Source organism: Burkholderia sp. KL41 (assembly GCF_057005415.2).
Map to the genome: position 1 here is coordinate 760,523 of NZ_CM174446.1, position 17,278 is coordinate 777,800.

The window sequence follows — 17,278 nt, forward strand, 5'->3', positions numbered from 1 at the left end:
TCGGCGGTTCCCTTAAAAAGGCAGATGATGAAATTAATCGGTTCGCTCAGCAGCCCGTACGTCCGCAAGGCGCGGATCGTGCTGGCTGAAAAGAAGATCGACTACAAGCTGGAGCTCGAGAACGTGTGGGCGCCGGAGACGGATATTCATGCTTCGAATCCGCTCGGCAAGGTCCCGTGCCTCGTGATGGAGGATGGTGCCGCGGTGTTCGATTCCCGCGTGATCTGCGAATACGTCGACACGCTGTCGCCGGTTGGCAAGCTGATTCCGCCGTCGGGGCGCGAGCGCGTCGAAGTGCGTTGCTGGGAAGCACTGGGCGACGGCGTGCTCGACGCGGCCGTGGCGATTCGTCTCGAATACACGCTGCGGGACGAAGCGCAGCGCAGCGCGAGCTGGATCGCGCGCCAGCAGCGCAAGATCGACGACGCGCTCGTCGCGATGTCGCAAGGGCTCGGCGGCAAGACGTGGTGCGTCGGTAATCATTACACGCTCGCCGACATCGCACTCGGTTGCGCGCTCGGCTATCTCGACTTCCGGATGCCCGAGCTCAACTGGCGCGACCGCCACCCGAACCTCGACAAGCACTTCGTGAAGCTGGTGCAGCGCCAGTCGTTCGCCGACACGCTGCCGCAGAACTGAGCCGCACGCGACGCGTACGCGCATTCACGCATTCGGCAGACAAAAGAAAAGCGCCCCGCGGGGCGCTTTTCTTTTTGCCGGGCCGCCCCCGCGGCGGGGGCGCTCGCCTGCATCATTCGATCGACGCGTAGACGGCCTCGCCGAGCGTGAACGAATCGCTGCGCGAAATCGGCCACCACTTGTCGTACAGCGTAAAGCCGCAGGTGTTGCCGTCGAGCAGCGCGCCGGGCTTCAGGTACTTCAGCAGCTGCGACATCAGCCGGACCTCGTGCGGCGCGATGCGCTGCACGATGTGATGCGCGCGCAGCTCCGACGGATGCGCGAGGCCGGCCGCCTGCACGAGCTCCTGCAGCGCGTGCAGCGTGTTGCGGTGGAAGTTGTACACGCGGTCGGCCTTGTCGGGCACGACGAGCGCGCGCTGGCGCACCGGGTCCTGCGTCGCGACGCCGGTCGGGCAGCGGCCCGTGTGGCAGGTCTGCGCCTGGATGCAGCCGACCGCGAACATGAAGCCGCGCGCCGAGTTCACCCAGTCCGCGCCGATCGCGAGCGTGCGGGCGACGTCGAACGCGGTGATGATCTTGCCGCTCGCGCCGATCTTCACGCGGTCGCGCACGCCGATCCCGACGAGCGTGTTGTGCACGAGCAGCAGCCCTTCCTGCAGCGGCACGCCGACGTGGTCGGTGAATTCGAGCGGCGCCGCGCCCGTGCCGCCTTCCGCGCCGTCGACGACGATGAAGTCCGGCACGATGCCGGTCTCGAGCATCGCCTTCGCGATCCCGAAGAATTCCCACGGATGGCCGACGCACAGCTTGAAGCCGGTCGGCTTGCCGCCCGACAGCGTGCGCAGCCGTTCGACGAATTCGAGCAGCCCGCGCGGGGTCGAGAATTCCGAGTGCGTCGCGGGCGAGATGCAGTCCTTGCCCATCGGCACGCCGCGCGTCTCGGCGATCTCCGGCGTGATCTTCGCGGCCGGCAGCACGCCGCCGTGGCCGGGCTTCGCGCCCTGCGACAGCTTGACCTCGATCATCTTGACCTGCGGATCGGCGGCCTGCTTCGCGAACTTGTCGGGGTTGAAGGTGCCGTCGTCGTTGCGGCAGCCGAAGTAGCCGGACGCGATTTCCCAGATGATGTCGCCGCCGTTCTCGCGGTGGTACTTCGACAGCGAGCCTTCGCCCGTGTCGTGTGCGAAACCGCCTTTCTTCGCGCCGAGGTTCAGCGAGCGGATCGCGTTCGCGGACAGCGAGCCGAAGCTCATCGCCGAGATGTTGAAGATCGAAATGTCGTACGGTTGCGCGCGATTCGCGCCGACGCGGACGCGGAAATCATGGTTCGGCAGCTTCGTCGGCGCGAGCGAGTGGCTGATCCATTCGTGCGCGACGGCCTTCACGTTCAGCTCGGTGCCGTACGGGCGGTTGTCTGCGACGTTCTTCGCGCGCTGGTAGACGAGGCTGCGCTGCGCGCGCGAGAACGGCTTTTCGTCGGTGTCGTCCTCGACGAAATACTGGCGGATTTCAGGTCGGATGAATTCGAACAGGAAGCGGAAGTGGCCCCAGAGCGGGTAGTTGCGCAGGATCGCGTGGCGGTCCTGCTTCAGGTCGTACAGGCCGAGCGCGACGAGGGCGGCGGGAATCAGGATCCACAGCCACGCGATCGCGTGCCGCGCGGCGAGCGCCGCGACGGCCACGAACAGCAGGACCGCGCACCACATCGCGAGATAGCGTCGGGAAAACATGGGGACTCCGTCGTAATTATCTGGATGGCCATCGCTCGCGAGCGGTCGCGCGGCGGCCGGCAGGTCGGCGCCCTCGGCGTCGCGCCGGGCCGGCGGGCAGGGTGCCCGAGCCGTGCCTGGCCGCCGCCGGCGCCCACGATGGTCGAGAGTCTACTACGGGTCCCGTGAAGCTCGCGTTGCCGAGCCGGCCCGCCGCGTCAGGTGCCCGCGTGACGGATGAACGGGCCGTATGCGGGCGCGTCGGGCTTCAGCCTGACGCCGGCTTCGAAGTCCGTGTCGCGGTTGAACGGCACCCGCGGCCACGTGTGCCAGGCGCGCAGCCGCGCGCGGTAGTCCGCGAGCGCTTGCGCGAGGCGCGCGTCGCGGTGCCGCGCGGCGTCGCCGGCCGGATCGCTGCGAACCTCGTGGATCAGGTGCGGTTCGAGCACGTCGAAGCCGACGTAGCGCAGCGCATGCATGAGCGGCCACAGCAGCAGGCGCGTGTCGCCCTCGCGGCCGTCGGGCGCGCAGGCGGCGGCCGACGATCCGGTCGTCACGCTCAGCAGCGCGCGGCGCCCGTGCAACACGCCGCTGTCATGGCGCCGGCGGCTGCTGTAGAGGCCGCCGTAGACGAACACGCGATCCATCCAGCCCTTCAGGATCGCCGGTGCGCCGAACCACCACAGCGGGAACTGCAGGATCAGCGCGTCGGCTTGTTGCAGCAGCCCGACGTGATGCCCGACCTCCGGCGCGAGCGTGCCGCGCTCCCAGTGGTGGCGCTGCTCGCGTTGCGCGTCGAAGCGTGCCGTGTCGAGCCGATCGGCGTAATGGCGCGGCGCCTCGCTCGGGTCGAACCCGTCGGCGTACAGGTCTGCGACGGTCGCTGTGTGGCCGGCGGCGCGCCACGTATCGGCCGCCGCATGGGAGAGGGCCGCGTTGAACGACTGCGGTTCGGGATGGGCGACGACGATCAGCGCATGCATGGCGGGCTCCGTGAGTGTGCGACGATGATGGCCGGCGGCAGCGGGGCCGCGCAATCACGCACCCGGAGGTAACCATGGCATTTCCCGGCGACGTCTATGCGGCGGACTGTTCGGCGCGCGACGCGCTCGCGCTGATCGCCGGCAAATGGACGCTGCTGATCCTGCCGGCGCTGGCCGAGCGGCCGCTGCGCAACGGCGAGCTGCTGCGGCGCATCGGCGGCATCTCGCAGAAGGTGCTCACGCAGACGCTGCGCGAGCTGGAGCGCAACGGGCTGATCGAACGGATCGCGATCGCCGCGCGGCGTGCGCATGTCGAATACCGGCTGACGCCGGTGGCGGAATCGCTGGTGGACACGCTCGTGGCGCTCGATCGCTGGGCCGAGCGCCATTTCCCGGTGCTCGACGCGGCGCGCGAGCGCTACGACGCGGCCGTGCAGCACATGCGTTGAACAGGCGGGTGGCCGCGGGCGCGGCCGCTTTCGGCCGGCACCGCCCGCGCGGCACCGGCGGCGCGTCAGCGCGCGGCCGCGAGCGCCGGCGCGTCGAGCGCCTGCCGGTCGCTGGTTGCCGCGCTTTCGATGATGCCGCCGCCGAGACAGATCTCGCCGTCGTACAGCACGGCCGACTGGCCGGGCGTGACGGCCCACTGCGCATCGTCGAACGCGAGCGAGAAGCGTGCTTCGCCTGCCGGGCCGGGCACGGCGGCGCCGAAGGCGCATGCCGCGTCGGCCTGCCGGTAGCGCGTCTTCGCGCCGCACGCGAAGCCCTCGGCCGGCGGCTCGCCGGCGACCCAGCTCACGTTGCCGGCAACGAGCTCGCGCGACAGCAGCCACGGATGATCGTGGCCCTGCACGACGTACAGCGTGTTCGACGCGATGTCCTTCGCGGCGACGAACCACGGTTCGCCGCTGCCGCTCTTGCTGCCGCCCAGGCCGATGCCCTTGCGCTGGCCGAACGTGTAGAACGCGAGGCCGATGTGCTCGCCGACGACCTTGCCGTCCGGCGTCTTCATCGGGCCGGGTTTGGTCGGCAGATAGCGGTTCAGGAAATCGCGGAACGGCCGTTCGCCGATGAAGCAGATGCCGGTCGAATCCTTCTTCTTCGCGTTCGGCAGCCCGATCTGCGCGGCGATCTCGCGCACCGTCGTCTTCGGGATCTCGCCGAGCGGGAACATCGTCTTCGACAGTTGCGCCTGGTTCAGCCGGTGCAGGAAGTACGACTGGTCTTTCGTATGGTCGAAGGCCTTCAGCAGCTCGAAACGCCCGTCGCGTTCGCGCACGCGCGCATAGTGGCCCGTCGCGATCATTTCCGCGTCGAGCGACATCGCGTGATCGAGGAACGCCTTGAACTTGATTTCGGCGTTGCACAGCACGTCGGGGTTCGGCGTGCGGCCGGCCGAGTATTCGCGCAGGAACTCGGCGAACACGCGATCCTTGTATTCCGCCGCGAAGTTGACGGCTTCCACGTCGATGCCGATCAGGTCGGCCACCGACACGACGTCGATCCAGTCCTGGCGCGTCGAGCAGTATTCGCCGTCGTCGTCGTCTTCCCAGTTCTTCATGAACAGGCCGACCACGTCGTAACCCTGTTCCTTCAGCAGCCACGCGGTCACCGACGAATCGACGCCGCCCGACATGCCCACCACTACACGGCGCTTGCTCATTTGTTGACCGCCTGACGTTCGAATGCTTCGGGGCGCGGCGCGACCGAATGCGTATGCACGAAATCGAGCGGAATGCGCCGCCCGGCGAGGTAATCGTCGACGCAGCGCATCACCGCGGGCGAGCGATGGCGCTCGCTGCACGCGCGCAGTTCGTCGGCGGTCATCCACAGCGTGCGGACGATGCCGTCGTCGAGCGCGTGGCCCGCGACCGGCTCGCCGGCCGTGCCGCAGAACGTGAAGCGCAGGTAGGTCGCGCCGGCGGTGCCGGGACGGTCGTAGTGCGCCAGATAGACGCCGACGAGCGCGTCGGGCGTGAACGGGTGCGCGGTTTCCTCGAGCGTCTCTCGGATCACGGCGTCGGCCAGCGTTTCGCCGGCTTCGAGATGGCCTGCCGGCTGGTTGATGCGCAGGCCCGACGAGGTTTCTTCCTCGATCACGAGAAAGCGGCCGGCATGCTCGACGAGCGCCGCGACCGTCACATGCGGGGTCCAGATTTCGGGTTTCATGGTTCGGCATTTTACCGGTTGCGCCCGAACGCTGCCCGGCGTTCGGTCAGACGAATCCGACCCTCGTAATCGTCCGTCGCGCCGAGGCGCGGCCACGCCGGCCAGGCTGACGCGTCGATCTCGCGCGATCGTGTGCAAAGCTACATGGACAAGACGGTGATGGAGTTCGGCGATGCGAAGAAGGTCATCGAGGACATGGTGAAGGCAGTCGACTGACGCATGCGCCGGCAACGCAGGCCGCCTGCCTCGATTCACGGGCAGCCTCGAAGGACAGGCCCGACCGGCGCAAGCCGGCCGGGCCGTTTCATGGTGCGACGAGGTTCGCGATGCACGCGGCGATCGTGTCGCGTACGCGCACGATCGCCGGGTCGCGCTGCGTGCTCGTGCGCCAGCCGATTTCGACCGGGTAGTGCGGCAAGTCGACCGGGCAGGCGAGCGCGCGCAGCGGCGTGGATCGCGCGATCGCGTGCGCCGCGTGCGAGGGAATCGTCGCCACCGCGTCGGAGCCGGCGAGCAGGTACGGCAACGCGGCGAAATGCGTGGTCGACGCCGCGACGCGCCGCTTGTGGCCGAGCGTGGCCAGCGCCTCGTCGACGATCCCGATCACGCCGCCCGACGACACGAGCAGGTGGTCGCGCTGCAGGAAATCGGCGAGCGTAAGCGTGCGCGGCGGCCGTGGGCGGGCGGCCGGGTCGATCAGGCACGCGTAGCCGCCCGTCGCGACCGCGCGCCGACTGAGCCCGTTCGCCGAGAAGCCTCCCGATGCGATCGCGAGGTCGACGCCGTGGCGCAGCAGCGCGTCGCCGGCGATGCCGCTGTGCGTCTGCCGGAAGATCAGCCGGATGCCGGCGGCTTCCCGTGCAACGGCGTCGATCAGCGCGCGGCCGAGCGCGATCTCGAAGTCGTCCGACAGCCCGATCGAGATCGTGCGGCCGATGCGGTCGCCGCCGTCGGCCGCGATCGCGAGGCTTTCGCGGCAACGGTCGAGCGCGTCGGACAGGATCGGTTTCAGTTCGTCCGCGCGCGGCGTCGGCGCGAGCCCGCGGCCGGTGCGCACGAACAGCGGATCGGCATAGATCACGCGCAGCCGCGCGAGCGCCGCGCTCACCGCCGACTGCGTGAGGCCGAGCCGCAGCGCCGCCCGGCTCGCGCCGCCTTCCTCGTACAGCGCCTCGAACACTTTCAGCAGGTTCAGGTCGAGGCCGGCGATATCATCCGCATTCATGACACTTATCGTTCTATCGATTTGATCGATGACATCATATCGATAAAGATGGCGTTATCCCATTCACCGGAGACGCCTTCATGTCCACGTCAGTCATCGCCGCGCTGCAGATCGGCGCATCGCCCGCCGGCACGCGCGCCACGCTCGACACGATCCTCGGCTACGAAACCGCGATCCGCGACAGCGGCGCGTCGCTCGTCGTGCTGCCCGAGGCCGTGCTCGGCGGCTATCCGAAAGGCGAGATCTTCGGCACGCGGCTCGGCTACCGGCTGCCCGAGGGCCGCGACGCGTATGCGCGCTACGCCGCGCAGGCGATCGACGTGCCGGGGCCGGAAACCGACGAGCTGGCCGCGCTGTCGCAGCGCACGGGTGCGAGCCTCGTGGTCGGCGTGATCGAGCGCGGCGGCAGCACGCTGTACTGCACGGCGTTGTTCTTCGATCCGCGCGACGGGCTCGTCGCGAAGCACCGCAAGCTGATGCCGACCGGCACCGAGCGGCTGATCTGGGGGCAGGGCGACGGCTCGACGCTGCCCGTCGTCGAGACGGCCGCGGGCCGCGCGGGCGCCGCGATCTGCTGGGAGAACCACATGCCGCTGCTGCGCTGCGCGATGTACGCGAAAGGCGTGCAGATCTGGTGCGCGCCGACCGTCGACGAGCGCGACGTGTGGCAGAGCTCGATGCGGCATATCGCGCACGAGGGGCGCTGCTTCGTCGTCAGCGCGTGCCAGGTGCAGCCGTCGCCGCGCGCGCTCGGCATCGACGTGCCGGGCTGGGATCCGGAGCGGCCGCTGATCCGCGGCGGCAGCGTGATCGTCGGGCCGCTCGGCGACCTGCTGACGGAGCCGCTGATCGGCACGGCCGGGCTCGTGACCGCGCGTATCGATACCGACGAACTCGTGCGGGCGCGCTACGACTTCGACGTGGTCGGGCATTACGCGCGGCCCGACGTGTTCTCGCTGCACGTCGACGAGCGGCCGAAGCGCACGGTGGTGTTCGGCGCGTAGGGTAAGGCGGGCCGGGCGCCGCACGGCGGCCCGGAACGTGAACGGCGGCGGTGCGCCCGCCGCCGTGCCGCGTCAGCGCATCGGCGCTTCCGCGATCCGCATGTAATCGGCGATCCGCCGTCCTTCCATGTCCGGAAACTGCTCGTGCACGACGATGTCGCCCATCCGCGCGATGTCGAAGGTGCGGAAATCGCCGCGCAGCTCGCACCACGCGCCGATCGTCCAGCGCCCGCCCCAGTAGACGAGCCCGAGCGGCCACACGCGGCGTTGCGAATGCGCGCCGAGCCGGTCGCGATAGTCGAAGCTGACGACGTGGCGCGTATCGATGGCCTGGTGGATCGCATCGACCTTCGCGCAAAACGTCTCGTCGATGTGGAACGACGGCGCGAACACGGGCAGGCGGTCGAGCGTCGTGCGCTTGTCGGCCGGCATCGCCGACGCGATCTTCGCGAGCGCCGAGCGTGCGCCGCTCGCGAAGCGCGCACCGCCCCAGGTTTCGAGCATGCGTGCGCCGGTGGCGAGCGCCGCGAGCTCCTCGGCCGTGAACGTGAGCGGCGGCAGGCTCGCGTTGCGGTTCAGCCGGTAGCCGATGCCGGCTTCACCTTCGATCGGTACCCCTGACAGTTGCAGGTCGCGCACGTCACGGTAGACCGTGCGCGGCGACACCGACAGCCAGTCGGCCAGTTGCTGTGCGGTCGTGAGACGACGCCCGCGCAGCAGCTCGGCGATCTGGAACAGGCGGTCGGCACGGCGCGTCATGACGGCACCTCGGCTCCAACGGCAATGGGGACTTCGCGATGATAGCGCCGCGCGCGCCCGATGGCCGCTGCGCTCAGTGGCATTTCGGCGCGTGCAGGCCGACGCGGTTGCCTTCGGTATCGATCAGGTAGCCGACGTAGCCGTAGTTGTTCGGCAGCTCGACGACGGAGCCCTGCACGACGCCGCCCGCGCGCTTCGCGCGTTCGAGCGCCGCGACGACCGATTCGCCGGCGTTCAGGTAGACGAGCACGCCGTTCGCGCTCGGCTTGATCTGCTGCGGATCGAACACGATGCTGCCGCCCGTGCTCGATGCGTCGCGGTCGAACGTGGCCATCGGCACGCCGCCGATGACTTCGCGCTGCAGCGTCGTTTGCAGCACGGTTTCGTAGAAGCGGATCGCCCGGTCGAAATCGAGGGACGGAATGTCGAACCACGCGATTGCGCGCTCGGGGGTGGCAGTGGCGGTGGCAGTTGCAGTTGCGGACGTCATGACGAGTTCCTTGTTGCGTTGTTGTTCGGGTTCGGTGCGGAAACCAGCCTTGCATTGCGCCGGGATTGCAGTGTGATCGCGGTCTGCTGACACCGTATTGTCAGTAGAGGTCGGGAACGATCCGCCGCACCGGTTGGCCGTCACGTGGCGCCCGCCGTCGGGGGAGAGTGGGGAATCGCGCGTGACCTGCGTCGTGAAGCCGACCGTCACGCACGACGGGCTGGTGCCGGGCTCGGAGATGGAAGATGGATCGCGGGATTCGCGGCGGGTGGCCGGTCGTGCTGTCGAGTCGCAAGACGCTGCTCGAGACGGGGCAGGCGCTGCCGTTCACGACGGGGCGCCGGGAGAAGTCGAAGCATTGAAAACGGAACGCCGCCGTTGCCGCGGATGCGGTAACGGCGGCGTTCCGGTTGCCGCGCAGGGGCCGTATCGGCGGCCCCGTCGCGACCATGATGCGGATTACGCGTCGCCTTCCGGCGTGGCCGGGCGCGCCTTCACGCTGCCGGCGATCAGGTCGAAGCGGAACAGCCGGCATTCGAGCGCGCCGTTGAACAGCGGCGTCTTGGCCGATTCGCGCAGCCGCAGCTGGCCCGGCAGCGAACGGTCGGACGTCAGCAGGAACGCCTGCCAGCCCGTGAAGCGCTGCTTCAGCGCATCGCCGAGCGCGTTGAAGAACTCGCTGTCCGGTGCGTCGGTGTGGGTGCGGCGGAACGCGTCGTCGTTGCCGCGGTTGCGGCCCGTCTCGCGCACCTCGCCGCGCGCGCTGCGGCCGCGCACCTCGATCCGCTCACCGTACGGCGGGTTCGCGAGGATGATGCCCGGGCCGTCGCACGGCGGCGTCATCCCGCGCGCGTCGACCTGCTTGAGCCACACCGACGGCACGCCCGCGCGCTCGAGGTTCGCGCGTGCCTTCTCGAGCATGTCGCCGGAGATGTCGCTGCCGTACACGCCGAGCGCTTCGCCGCGTTTGCCGCGCGCCGCGCGCTTCGCGTCCAGCGCCGGGACCTTCAGCCCCTGCCATGCGGTGATGTCGTATTGCTTGAGTTTCTCGAAGCCGAACCGGCGCTCGACGCCGGGTGCCACGCCGAGCGCGATCTGCGCGGCTTCCGCGAGGAACGTGCCGCTGCCGCACATCGGGTCGTACAGCGCCGTGCCGGGCGTCCAGCCCGTCAGGCGCAGGATGCCGGCCGCGAGGTTCTCGCGCAGCGGCGCCGCGCCCTTGTCGAGACGCCAGCCGCGCTTGAACAGCGGCTCGCCCGACGTGTCGAGGTACAGCGTGCACTCGTTGGCCGTCAGGAACGCGAACACGCGCACGTCGGGTGCACCGGTATCGATGCTCGGGCGCGCGCCGGTCTTCTCGCGCATCCGGTCGCAGATCGCGTCCTTCACGCGCAACGTCGCGAATTCGAGGCTCTTCAGCGGCGACTTGATCGCGGTGATGTCGACGCGCAGCGTCTGCGTCGCCGCGAACCAGCGCTCCCACGGCTGCTCGAGCGCGAGCGCGTAGACGTCCTGCTCGTTGCGGTAGGCGCGGTGCGCGATCTTCAGCAGGACCCGGCTCGCGATCCGCGAATGGAGGTTCGCGGCCATGCCGGCGGCCCAGCCGCCGCTGAAGTGGACGCCGCCCGGCACCTGCGCGCCCGCGGTGAACGGCGCGCCGTTCAGGTGGCGGCCGGCGATTTCGGCCAGCTCGGCGGCAAGCGCCGCTTCGAGGCCGCGCGGGCAGGGGGCGAAGAATTCGTACAGGGTGGGCGAGGACATAAGGCGGGTGAGGACGTGCAAAAGTCCACTATTGTACGCGGCGCGGGCGGCCGGGGCCGGCGTTGCGTCGCGTTTCGGTGCCGCGGCGCGGGCCCGGGCGCCGCGCGTGCGTGCCGGGGGCGGCCCGGCGGCACCCGGGCGGGCACCGCCAGGCCGCCGTGGGCTCAGTGCGAGCCCGGCTGGCCGGCGCGGGCGGCCGGGCTGCTGCCCGGCCAGAACAGCGCGAGCGGATTCGACAGCACCGTGCGGACGATCGCGGCGACGAGCGCGCGCACCTTGGTCGGGCGCAGGCTGCGCGAGCGCACGGCCATCGTGAACGCGAGCGCGAAGCTCACGAGCACGTTGAGGATCGCCATGCTGAGCACGCCGGCGCCGGCCCACCACAGCTCGGGGGTGCCCAGCGCGCCCTTGCCCAGCACGCCGAGCGCGATCCCGATCGAGCCGGCCGACAGCGTCACGTGCCGCACCTCGAACGGGAACATGAACACGGTGACGATCGCGGGGATGAGGCCGAGCATCAGGCCGAGGCCGACGTTCGCGACCACGCCGGCCACGTTCGACCGGCAGAAATGCGCGAGCTTCGCGGCGCCGGCCGCGCCGAGCGTGAGGCGCAGCCGGCGGTTGTACGTGAGCGCGTCGCCGACCCGGTGCAGCACGAACCAGTTGTCGGCCCAACCCGCGAGCAGGCTCGATGCCCACAGCAGCACGCCGGTCAGCGCCGCGTAGAGCGGCGTCGGGCCGAGCAGCGAGAACGAGTGCAGCGTCGCGTGCGCCTTCTCCGGCGAGATCAGGTTCGCATGCAGCAGGTTGCCGGCAAACAGCTGCACCAGCAGGCACACAGGCAGCACAACGAGCACGTTGCCCGAAATCGCGGCGGCCTGCGTGCGGATCAGCGCGATCACCGATGCCACGAACGCCTTCACGCCTTCGTCGTGGCCCGTGTCGTCCAGCTCGCGCGCGAGCGTCGGCGCGGTCATCGCAGGCTGCTTGGTCGCGAGCGTGAAGTGCAGGAAGTGCATCAGCATGAAGCTGGCCGCGTAGTTGATGCCCGCGAGCAGCCCTTCGAGCATCGACTGCAGGTGCGCGCCCGTGATCGCGAACTTCACGCACACCGTCACGACGGTGACGAGGCCGCCGCCCGCGGCCATCCGCAGCATCTTCAGGTACTCGGCGCGGCCGCGCGAGATGTAGTGCTCGCCGGTGTCCGCGTTGGTTTCGACGAGCTTGCGCGCGAACAGCGAGAAGTTGCTGCGCACGAGGTGCGACACGCTCTGGCTGTTGTGGTTCGCGTCGACGAGCTCGGCCGTCAGGTGCGCCATCCCGTGCAGGTCGTCGCGCGCCATCCACGCGTTGAGCAGCATCTCGGCGCGCAGGATGCGCATGCGCATCCGCTCGACCTGGAACACGATGTCGACCGACACGCCGTTGCGGTACAGGTGCGAGAACACCTCGTCGACGGCGATCCGGCATTCGTCGAGCAGCACGCGCAGGTAGTTGACCTCGTGCAATAGCTTGCTCGGGTCGCCGCCGTCCTCGACGGCCGCGTGCGCGGTCTCGACCGCGAGCATCGCGCGCGTGAGGCGATAGAACGGCTGCGTTTCCAGCGGCTGGCGTTCCAGCGGCTTGCGCGCGTCGTCGTCGGAGAGCCGGCTGCGCACCGTCTGCGACAGGCCGGTCGAGCTGATCTGGCAGGTCAGGTTGTGCAGCGCGGCCAGCAGGTCGCGCGAGAACGACCCAGGCTCGTGGCGCTCTTCGTCGGTGACGTCGAACGAGAACAGGTCGGCGAGGCGCGTGAGGAGATCGTCGGGCAGCGCGTCGATCCATTGCGCGTCTTCCGGCGTCGGGAACATCAGCGTGAAGAGCGCCGACAGCTCGCGGCGGTTCGGCGCCGGCGGGATCAGCGACGAGTCGATCCGCTCGAACAGCGCGCCGAAGAAGCCCGAGTGCACGGGCATGCCGGCGTCGCACAGGAGCGAGATGCCGTCGCACTCGCGCAGGATGCCGCGCAGGATGCGCGCGGCATGCGCCTTCCATGCGGGGTTGCGATCGAGCACGTGGAACAGGTAGCGCAACCGCGCGTGGGCCGGATACGCGCGCGCATCGGCGTCGCGATCGGCCGGCGCGTCCTGCATCGTGCCGGTGCGGCGCAGCCAGTGCACGAGCTCGATCAGCCATTCGCTGCGCTCGGCGTACGACGCATCGGCGTCGGCGTGCGCGAGCAGCGCATCGAGCTGGTGACCGGCATTGCGCGACGCGCGCCACTTCTTGATCAGGGTCGTCAGGGAACGAAACATAAACGGAATAGCGAAAGCCCTCGGCGGGCGGGTTCGGGATGCCGGCCGGGAAACGGCGCGGCGCCGGGGAGAACGGGTGAGACGGGGCAGGTTGCCGGACGATGCGAGGCGACCCGCGATGCGGCTGCCCTGCTGCGGTGCACGGTGCGGGCGCCGGGCGGCACGGCGGTCGGGCCGAACGCGGCCCGGCGCCGCTGGCTGGCGCGCACGACGAGCGGCGCGGGCCTGAAAGTGCGTAGGATCGTCAATCGGGCCGGAAAACGCAAGCCGACCGCGTTGCACGAAGCCGGTTCCGGCCGACTTTGACAAACAATGTCATGGCCGTCCGGCCGGGGAGCGCGATGCGGGGCCGGGGCCGGCCGCGACAGCGCATCGCCGGTGGCGGCCGGCGGGCGCTATCGGACGCGCCGCGCTGGACGAAGCCGCGCAGGCGTGTACGCCGTCGAGCGTTCGCCTGCGCGCCGCACGCCCGCCGCCCGCTTATGCGCCGGACTTGCCCGTCGCGCCGGCGCCGCCGCCCGGCGCCGGATTGGCCGGGCACGGCACGACCGGCGCGGCGGCCGTCTTGCCGCCGGCCGCGGGTGCCGTGGCAGCCGATGCGCCACGGCGCGCGGCCATGGCACGCACGCCGGCCGCGGCTTGCGTGGCGATCACGTCGAGCGCGCGCCGGTGGCCGGCGACGAGTGCGTCGTAGCCGTCGGCGACCGGTTCGGCGACGCTCGTGCGGCAGGTCATCACGGCCTGCGTGGCGAGCGAGCGCACGCTCCACACGGCATCGACCGCCGCCCGTTTGCCCGGCCACGACTCGAAGCGCTGCACGTTCACGCTGATGCGATACACGGGCACGCCGGGCGGAGTCGCGGAATTCGCGACGTCGATCGTGCCGAGCTGCGCGGCGAGATCGTCCGACAGCGCGCGGCGGATCTCGTCGGCGGGCGGCGATGCCCAGCGTTCCTGCTCGAGCACGTCGACCTGCGCGGCGTTCTTCTGCACGACCAGCTGGTTTTTCGCGACCTGCTCGGGCACGCCGACGGACGGCACCTCGATCAGGAACGCCGGGTTGGCCGGCGCGGTGCGCAGCGGCGCCGCGGCGTCGGCCGGGCTGAGCGTGTAGAACCGCGCGGGCGGCGAGCTGCACGCGGCGAGCGCGAGGGCGGCGGCAACCGCCGCCGCGCCGCTCGCGAAACCGTTCACGCGTGTCGTCATGGTTGATCTCCTGGCTTGCCCTTGAGCAGCGATTCGGGGTGACGCTCGAGGTAGTCGGCGAGCGCGTTCAGCGATTGCAGCGTGCGCGTGAGTTCCTTCAGCGCGCCGCGCACGTCGGACTGCAGCGGCGAATCCTGCTGCAGCGTCGCTTCGGCGGTCGAGAAGGTCTGCTTTGCGGCCGACAGCGTGTCGCGCGCTTCCGGCGCGACCTGCGTGTCGAGCTGCTTGAACAGCTTGTCGGCGTTCGCGAGCGCACTGTTCAGGTTCGCGCCGATCTGGTCGAACGGCACCTTGTCGAGCTTCTTCGCGATGTCGGCGACCTGCAGCTGCAGCTCGTCGAGCGTGTTCGGCACGGTCGGCAGCTCGAGCGGCTGGCGTGCCGTGTCGATCTTCACGGCCGGTGCCTTCGGGAAGAAGTCGAGCGCGACGTACAGCTGGCTCGTCAGCAGGTTGCCGGTGCGCAGCTGGCCGCGCAGCCCGTGCTGGACGAGCCGCTCGACGATCTCGCGGCGTGCCGGTTCGCCCTTGCTCTCGATCGTTTCGCGGAAGCGCCGGCCGAGGCGTTCCGGATAGATGTTCATCGTCACCGGCATCAGGAAGTTCTTCGTCTTCGGATCGAAGTCGATGCCGATGTTCGTCACTTCGCCGAGCACGATGCCGCGGAAGTCGACCGTCGCGCCGACGGCGAGCCCGCGCAGCGACTGGTTGAAGTTCATCACGACCTGCAGCGGCTGGCCGTCCGGGTCGCGCATCGCGTCGCCCTCGTCGGACGCGAGGCGGAACGTCGTGTTGTTCGGCGCCGTCGTGCCGGAGCCCTGGTTCGGCGGCGTCTGGAACGCGATGCCGCCGAGGATTACCGTCGCGAGCGACTGCGTGTTCAGCTTCAGGCCGCTCGAATCGAGCCGCAGGTCGACGCCGCTCGCCTGCCACCAGCGCGAGTTGATGCCGACGTACTGGTCGTACGGCGCATTGACGAACACGTTGAACGTGACGCCCGTGCCGTCCTTGTCGAGCGAGAAGCCGACCACCTGGCCGACCTGCACGCGGCGGTAGTAGACCGGCGAGCCGATGTCGACCGAGCCGAGCGAATCGCCGCGCAGCACGTACTGCGTGCCTTTCTGGTCGCCCGTGACGGCCGGTGGCGTCTCGAGGCCCGTGAAATCGGTCAGCGTGTCCTGGCCGCGGCCGGCGTCGACGCCGATGTACGCGCCTGACAGCAGCGTGCCGAGCCCCGACACGCCGGTCGCGCCGACGCGCGGCCGCACGATCCAGAAGCGCGAGCCCTTGACCGCGAAGTCCTCGGCTTCCTTCTTGAGCTGCACCTGGACGAGCACGCGCGACAGGTCTTTCGACAGCTTGATCGTCTTGACCATACCGATCTCGACGTCCTTGTACTTGACCTGGGTCTTGCCGGGCTCGAGCCCTTCGGCGCTGTGGAAGCTGATCGTGATTTCCGGGCCGCGTTCGCGCACGGACTTGATCACGAGGCCGATGCCGATCAGCGCGGCGATCAGCGGCACGAGCCAGACGAGCGACGGCAGCCAGCCGCTTTTCGTCGAGATCGTCGGATCGGGCGGCCGGGGCGCGTCGTGCTGCGGGCCTTGTGGACTATTCATGGTGATTCCCTGAGGTTTCGACTGGATCCCAGATCAGGCGGGGATCGAACTGCATCGACGCGAGCATCGTCAGGATCACGACCGAACCGAACGCGAGCGCGCCGGGGCCGGCCGTGATGACGGCGAGCGAACGGAAATGGACGAGCGCGACGGTCAGCGTCACGACGAAGATGTCGAGCATCGACCAGCGGCCGATGCGCTCGACGATCCGGAACAGCCGCGTGCGCTGCTGCGGCCGCCATGCGGTGCGGCGCTGCGCGCTGATCACGAGGATCAGCAGCACGCCGAGCTTGAGCATCGGCACGAGGATGCTCGCGACGAACACGACGACGGCGAGCGGCCAGTCGCCCGACACCCAGAAATAGATGACGCCGCTCATGATCGTGTCTTCCTGCGAGCCGACGATCGACGCGGTGCGCATGATCGGCAGCAGGTTCGCCGGGATGTACAGGATCGCGGCCGCGAGCAGCAGCGCCCACGTGCGCATCAGGCTGTTCGGCGTGCGGAAATGAAGCGCGCTGCCGCAGCGCGCGCAATGCGCGTGCGGATGGTCGAGCGTCTGCACGAGCCCGCATGTGTGGCAACTGACGTAGCCCTCGCGGGCGGCGGTCGGGATCGTCATCGGCGGGCGGCTTCCGGCAGCGGGGCGGCGTCGGGCTGCCCGGGCGAGCGCCCGGCGCGCAGGTCGTCGGCGATGTCCCACAGCGTGCGCGGATCGAACATCAGCACCACGGCGATCATCAGCGTGAGCGCGGCGAACGCGAACAGCGCGGCTTCCGGCACGACGCGCGCGAGGCTCACCATCTTGACGATCGTGACGAGGATCCCGAGCATGAACACCTCGATCATCCCCCACGGCCGCACCAGCTCGATCGCGCGCAGCACGAGGTTGAAACCGGGCGGCACGACGCCGCGGCGGATCGGCAGCAGCAGGTACAGCAGCGCGGACATCTCGACGAGCGGGAACAGCACGGTCGAGCAGAACACCATCACGCCGACGATCGCCATGTCCTGGCGCCACAGCGAGTCGATCGCACCGATCAGCGTGGTCTGCACGCGGTTGCCGTTCACGTCCATTTCGAGGATCGGGAACGCCTGGGCAATCGTGAACGTGATCAGTGCCGCGAGCGCGAGCGCGCAGATCCGCTCGATCTGCGCCGCGCTGTTGCGATAAAGCAGCGCGTCGCAGCGCGGGCAACGCGCGATTTCGCGGCCGCTCAGGCGCGGTTTGTGCAACAGTGCGTCGCACTCGTGACAGGCAATCAGGTCGTATCGTTGCATGGAAAAGGCAGTTGTGCGACGGCTGGGGACACGCGTCGACGGGGCCGGAACCCGCGCCAATCTTACCAAAAGGGCCTTTTCGGCGTGTCAAGGATCGTGCGGTTTGTGACCGGCCGGTAACATGACGGGAAGCCGTCAGC

Annotated in this window: 16 protein-coding genes; 3 read left to right on the top strand and 13 right to left on the bottom strand. The window is 69.6% G+C overall.

Features of this window, described 5'->3' with window-relative positions:
* The first annotated feature begins 27 nt into the window (after nt 1-27).
* Nucleotides 28-639, top strand: coding sequence for a glutathione S-transferase family protein (locus PQB87_RS03660; protein ID WP_489242830.1), 612 nt, complete (start codon nt 28-30; stop codon nt 637-639).
* 112 nt (nt 640-751) lie between these two features.
* Here PQB87_RS03660 and PQB87_RS03665 read toward each other — a convergent pair whose 3' ends face one another.
* Together PQB87_RS03665 and PQB87_RS03670 are read right to left on the bottom strand one after the other, a co-directional pair.
* Nucleotides 752-2,371: an FMN-binding glutamate synthase family protein gene (locus tag PQB87_RS03665; RefSeq protein ID WP_021162498.1), complete on the bottom strand. Its 1,620-nt coding sequence runs from the start codon at nt 2,369-2,371 to the stop codon at nt 752-754.
* A gap of 197 nt (nt 2,372-2,568) precedes the next feature.
* Nucleotides 2,569-3,333 (bottom strand): NAD(P)H-dependent oxidoreductase, encoded by a 765-nt coding sequence (locus PQB87_RS03670; RefSeq protein ID WP_174416033.1) that lies wholly within the window; start codon nt 3,331-3,333, stop codon nt 2,569-2,571.
* Between the two features lie 74 nt (nt 3,334-3,407).
* On the opposite strand from PQB87_RS03670, the gene PQB87_RS03675 reads away from it, so the two are divergent.
* Nucleotides 3,408-3,782 carry a winged helix-turn-helix transcriptional regulator gene (locus PQB87_RS03675; protein WP_059528874.1) on the top strand — a complete coding sequence of 125 codons (375 nt, stop codon included), beginning with the start codon at nt 3,408-3,410 and terminating at the stop codon, nt 3,780-3,782.
* A gap of 65 nt (nt 3,783-3,847) precedes the next feature.
* Here the strand turns inward: PQB87_RS03675 and mnmA are convergent, their stop codons facing one another.
* The 3 genes from mnmA to PQB87_RS03690 form a co-directional block, all read right to left on the bottom strand.
* Entirely contained in the window at nt 3,848-4,996 is a 1,149-nt protein-coding gene (mnmA, locus tag PQB87_RS03680; protein ID WP_111941373.1) for a tRNA 2-thiouridine(34) synthase MnmA, read from the bottom strand.
* Complete coding sequence (locus PQB87_RS03685; protein ID WP_021164203.1) at nt 4,993-5,502, bottom strand: NUDIX hydrolase; 510 nt, start codon at nt 5,500-5,502, stop codon at nt 4,993-4,995. The genes mnmA and PQB87_RS03685 overlap by 4 nt, the downstream gene beginning before the upstream one ends.
* A gap of 304 nt (nt 5,503-5,806) precedes the next feature.
* Entirely contained in the window at nt 5,807-6,727 is a 921-nt protein-coding gene (locus PQB87_RS03690) for a LysR family transcriptional regulator (RefSeq protein WP_489242567.1), read from the bottom strand.
* A gap of 80 nt (nt 6,728-6,807) precedes the next feature.
* Between PQB87_RS03690 and PQB87_RS03695 the strand changes: the two genes are divergently transcribed.
* The gene (locus PQB87_RS03695; protein WP_059685226.1) at nt 6,808-7,731 is read left to right on the top strand and encodes a carbon-nitrogen hydrolase family protein; all 924 of its coding nucleotides are present in this window, start codon (nt 6,808-6,810) and stop codon (nt 7,729-7,731) included.
* A gap of 72 nt (nt 7,732-7,803) precedes the next feature.
* Here the strand turns inward: PQB87_RS03695 and PQB87_RS03700 are convergent, their stop codons facing one another.
* The 8 genes from PQB87_RS03700 to PQB87_RS03735 form a co-directional block, all read right to left on the bottom strand.
* Nucleotides 7,804-8,490, bottom strand: a complete 687-nt coding sequence (locus PQB87_RS03700) for a helix-turn-helix transcriptional regulator (RefSeq protein WP_059685224.1) — start codon at nt 8,488-8,490, stop codon at nt 7,804-7,806.
* 73 nt (nt 8,491-8,563) lie between these two features.
* A complete protein-coding gene (locus tag PQB87_RS03705; protein WP_059649531.1) occupies nt 8,564-8,980 on the bottom strand; it encodes a VOC family protein in 417 nt (138 codons plus the stop codon).
* 459 nt (nt 8,981-9,439) lie between these two features.
* Nucleotides 9,440-10,741: a THUMP domain-containing class I SAM-dependent RNA methyltransferase gene (locus tag PQB87_RS03710; protein WP_021164196.1), complete on the bottom strand. Its 1,302-nt coding sequence runs from the start codon at nt 10,739-10,741 to the stop codon at nt 9,440-9,442.
* A gap of 164 nt (nt 10,742-10,905) precedes the next feature.
* Nucleotides 10,906-13,035: a site-specific recombinase gene (locus PQB87_RS03715; protein ID WP_489242568.1), complete on the bottom strand. Its 2,130-nt coding sequence runs from the start codon at nt 13,033-13,035 to the stop codon at nt 10,906-10,908.
* 480 nt (nt 13,036-13,515) lie between these two features.
* Entirely contained in the window at nt 13,516-14,241 is a 726-nt protein-coding gene (locus tag PQB87_RS03720; RefSeq protein ID WP_059487123.1) for a PqiC family protein, read from the bottom strand.
* A complete protein-coding gene (locus tag PQB87_RS03725) occupies nt 14,238-15,857 on the bottom strand; it encodes a PqiB family protein (RefSeq protein ID WP_027788344.1) in 1,620 nt (539 codons plus the stop codon). Before PQB87_RS03725 ends, PQB87_RS03720 begins: the two co-directional genes overlap by 4 nt.
* Complete coding sequence (locus tag PQB87_RS03730; protein ID WP_021156371.1) at nt 15,850-16,479, bottom strand: paraquat-inducible protein A; 630 nt, start codon at nt 16,477-16,479, stop codon at nt 15,850-15,852. The genes PQB87_RS03725 and PQB87_RS03730 overlap by 8 nt, the downstream gene beginning before the upstream one ends.
* Nucleotides 16,476-17,138, bottom strand: coding sequence for a paraquat-inducible protein A (locus tag PQB87_RS03735; RefSeq protein ID WP_059685221.1), 663 nt, complete (start codon nt 17,136-17,138; stop codon nt 16,476-16,478). Before PQB87_RS03735 ends, PQB87_RS03730 begins: the two co-directional genes overlap by 4 nt.
* Nucleotides 17,139-17,278: the final 140 nt, after the last annotated feature.

Excerpts from the sequence above, each read along its gene's own strand:
- PQB87_RS03660 (WP_489242830.1), top strand. The coding sequence starts at position 28 with ATGAAATTAATCGGTTCGCTCAGCAGCCCGTACGTCCGCAAGGCGCGG.
- PQB87_RS03665 (WP_021162498.1), bottom strand. The coding sequence starts at position 2,371 with ATGTTTTCCCGACGCTATCTCGCGATGTGGTGCGCGGTCCTGCTGTTC.
- PQB87_RS03670 (WP_174416033.1), bottom strand. The coding sequence starts at position 3,333 with ATGCATGCGCTGATCGTCGTCGCCCATCCCGAACCGCAGTCGTTCAAC.
- PQB87_RS03675 (WP_059528874.1), top strand. The coding sequence starts at position 3,408 with ATGGCATTTCCCGGCGACGTCTATGCGGCGGACTGTTCGGCGCGCGAC.
- mnmA (WP_111941373.1), bottom strand. The coding sequence starts at position 4,996 with ATGAGCAAGCGCCGTGTAGTGGTGGGCATGTCGGGCGGCGTCGATTCG.
- PQB87_RS03685 (WP_021164203.1), bottom strand. The coding sequence starts at position 5,502 with ATGAAACCCGAAATCTGGACCCCGCATGTGACGGTCGCGGCGCTCGTC.
- PQB87_RS03690 (WP_489242567.1), bottom strand. The coding sequence starts at position 6,727 with ATGAATGCGGATGATATCGCCGGCCTCGACCTGAACCTGCTGAAAGTG.
- PQB87_RS03695 (WP_059685226.1), top strand. The coding sequence starts at position 6,808 with ATGTCCACGTCAGTCATCGCCGCGCTGCAGATCGGCGCATCGCCCGCC.
- PQB87_RS03700 (WP_059685224.1), bottom strand. The coding sequence starts at position 8,490 with ATGACGCGCCGTGCCGACCGCCTGTTCCAGATCGCCGAGCTGCTGCGC.
- PQB87_RS03705 (WP_059649531.1), bottom strand. The coding sequence starts at position 8,980 with ATGACGTCCGCAACTGCAACTGCCACCGCCACTGCCACCCCCGAGCGC.
- PQB87_RS03710 (WP_021164196.1), bottom strand. The coding sequence starts at position 10,741 with ATGTCCTCGCCCACCCTGTACGAATTCTTCGCCCCCTGCCCGCGCGGC.
- PQB87_RS03715 (WP_489242568.1), bottom strand. The coding sequence starts at position 13,035 with ATGTTTCGTTCCCTGACGACCCTGATCAAGAAGTGGCGCGCGTCGCGC.
- PQB87_RS03720 (WP_059487123.1), bottom strand. The coding sequence starts at position 14,241 with ATGACGACACGCGTGAACGGTTTCGCGAGCGGCGCGGCGGCGGTTGCC.
- PQB87_RS03725 (WP_027788344.1), bottom strand. The coding sequence starts at position 15,857 with ATGAATAGTCCACAAGGCCCGCAGCACGACGCGCCCCGGCCGCCCGAT.
- PQB87_RS03730 (WP_021156371.1), bottom strand. The coding sequence starts at position 16,479 with ATGACGATCCCGACCGCCGCCCGCGAGGGCTACGTCAGTTGCCACACA.
- PQB87_RS03735 (WP_059685221.1), bottom strand. The coding sequence starts at position 17,138 with ATGCAACGATACGACCTGATTGCCTGTCACGAGTGCGACGCACTGTTG.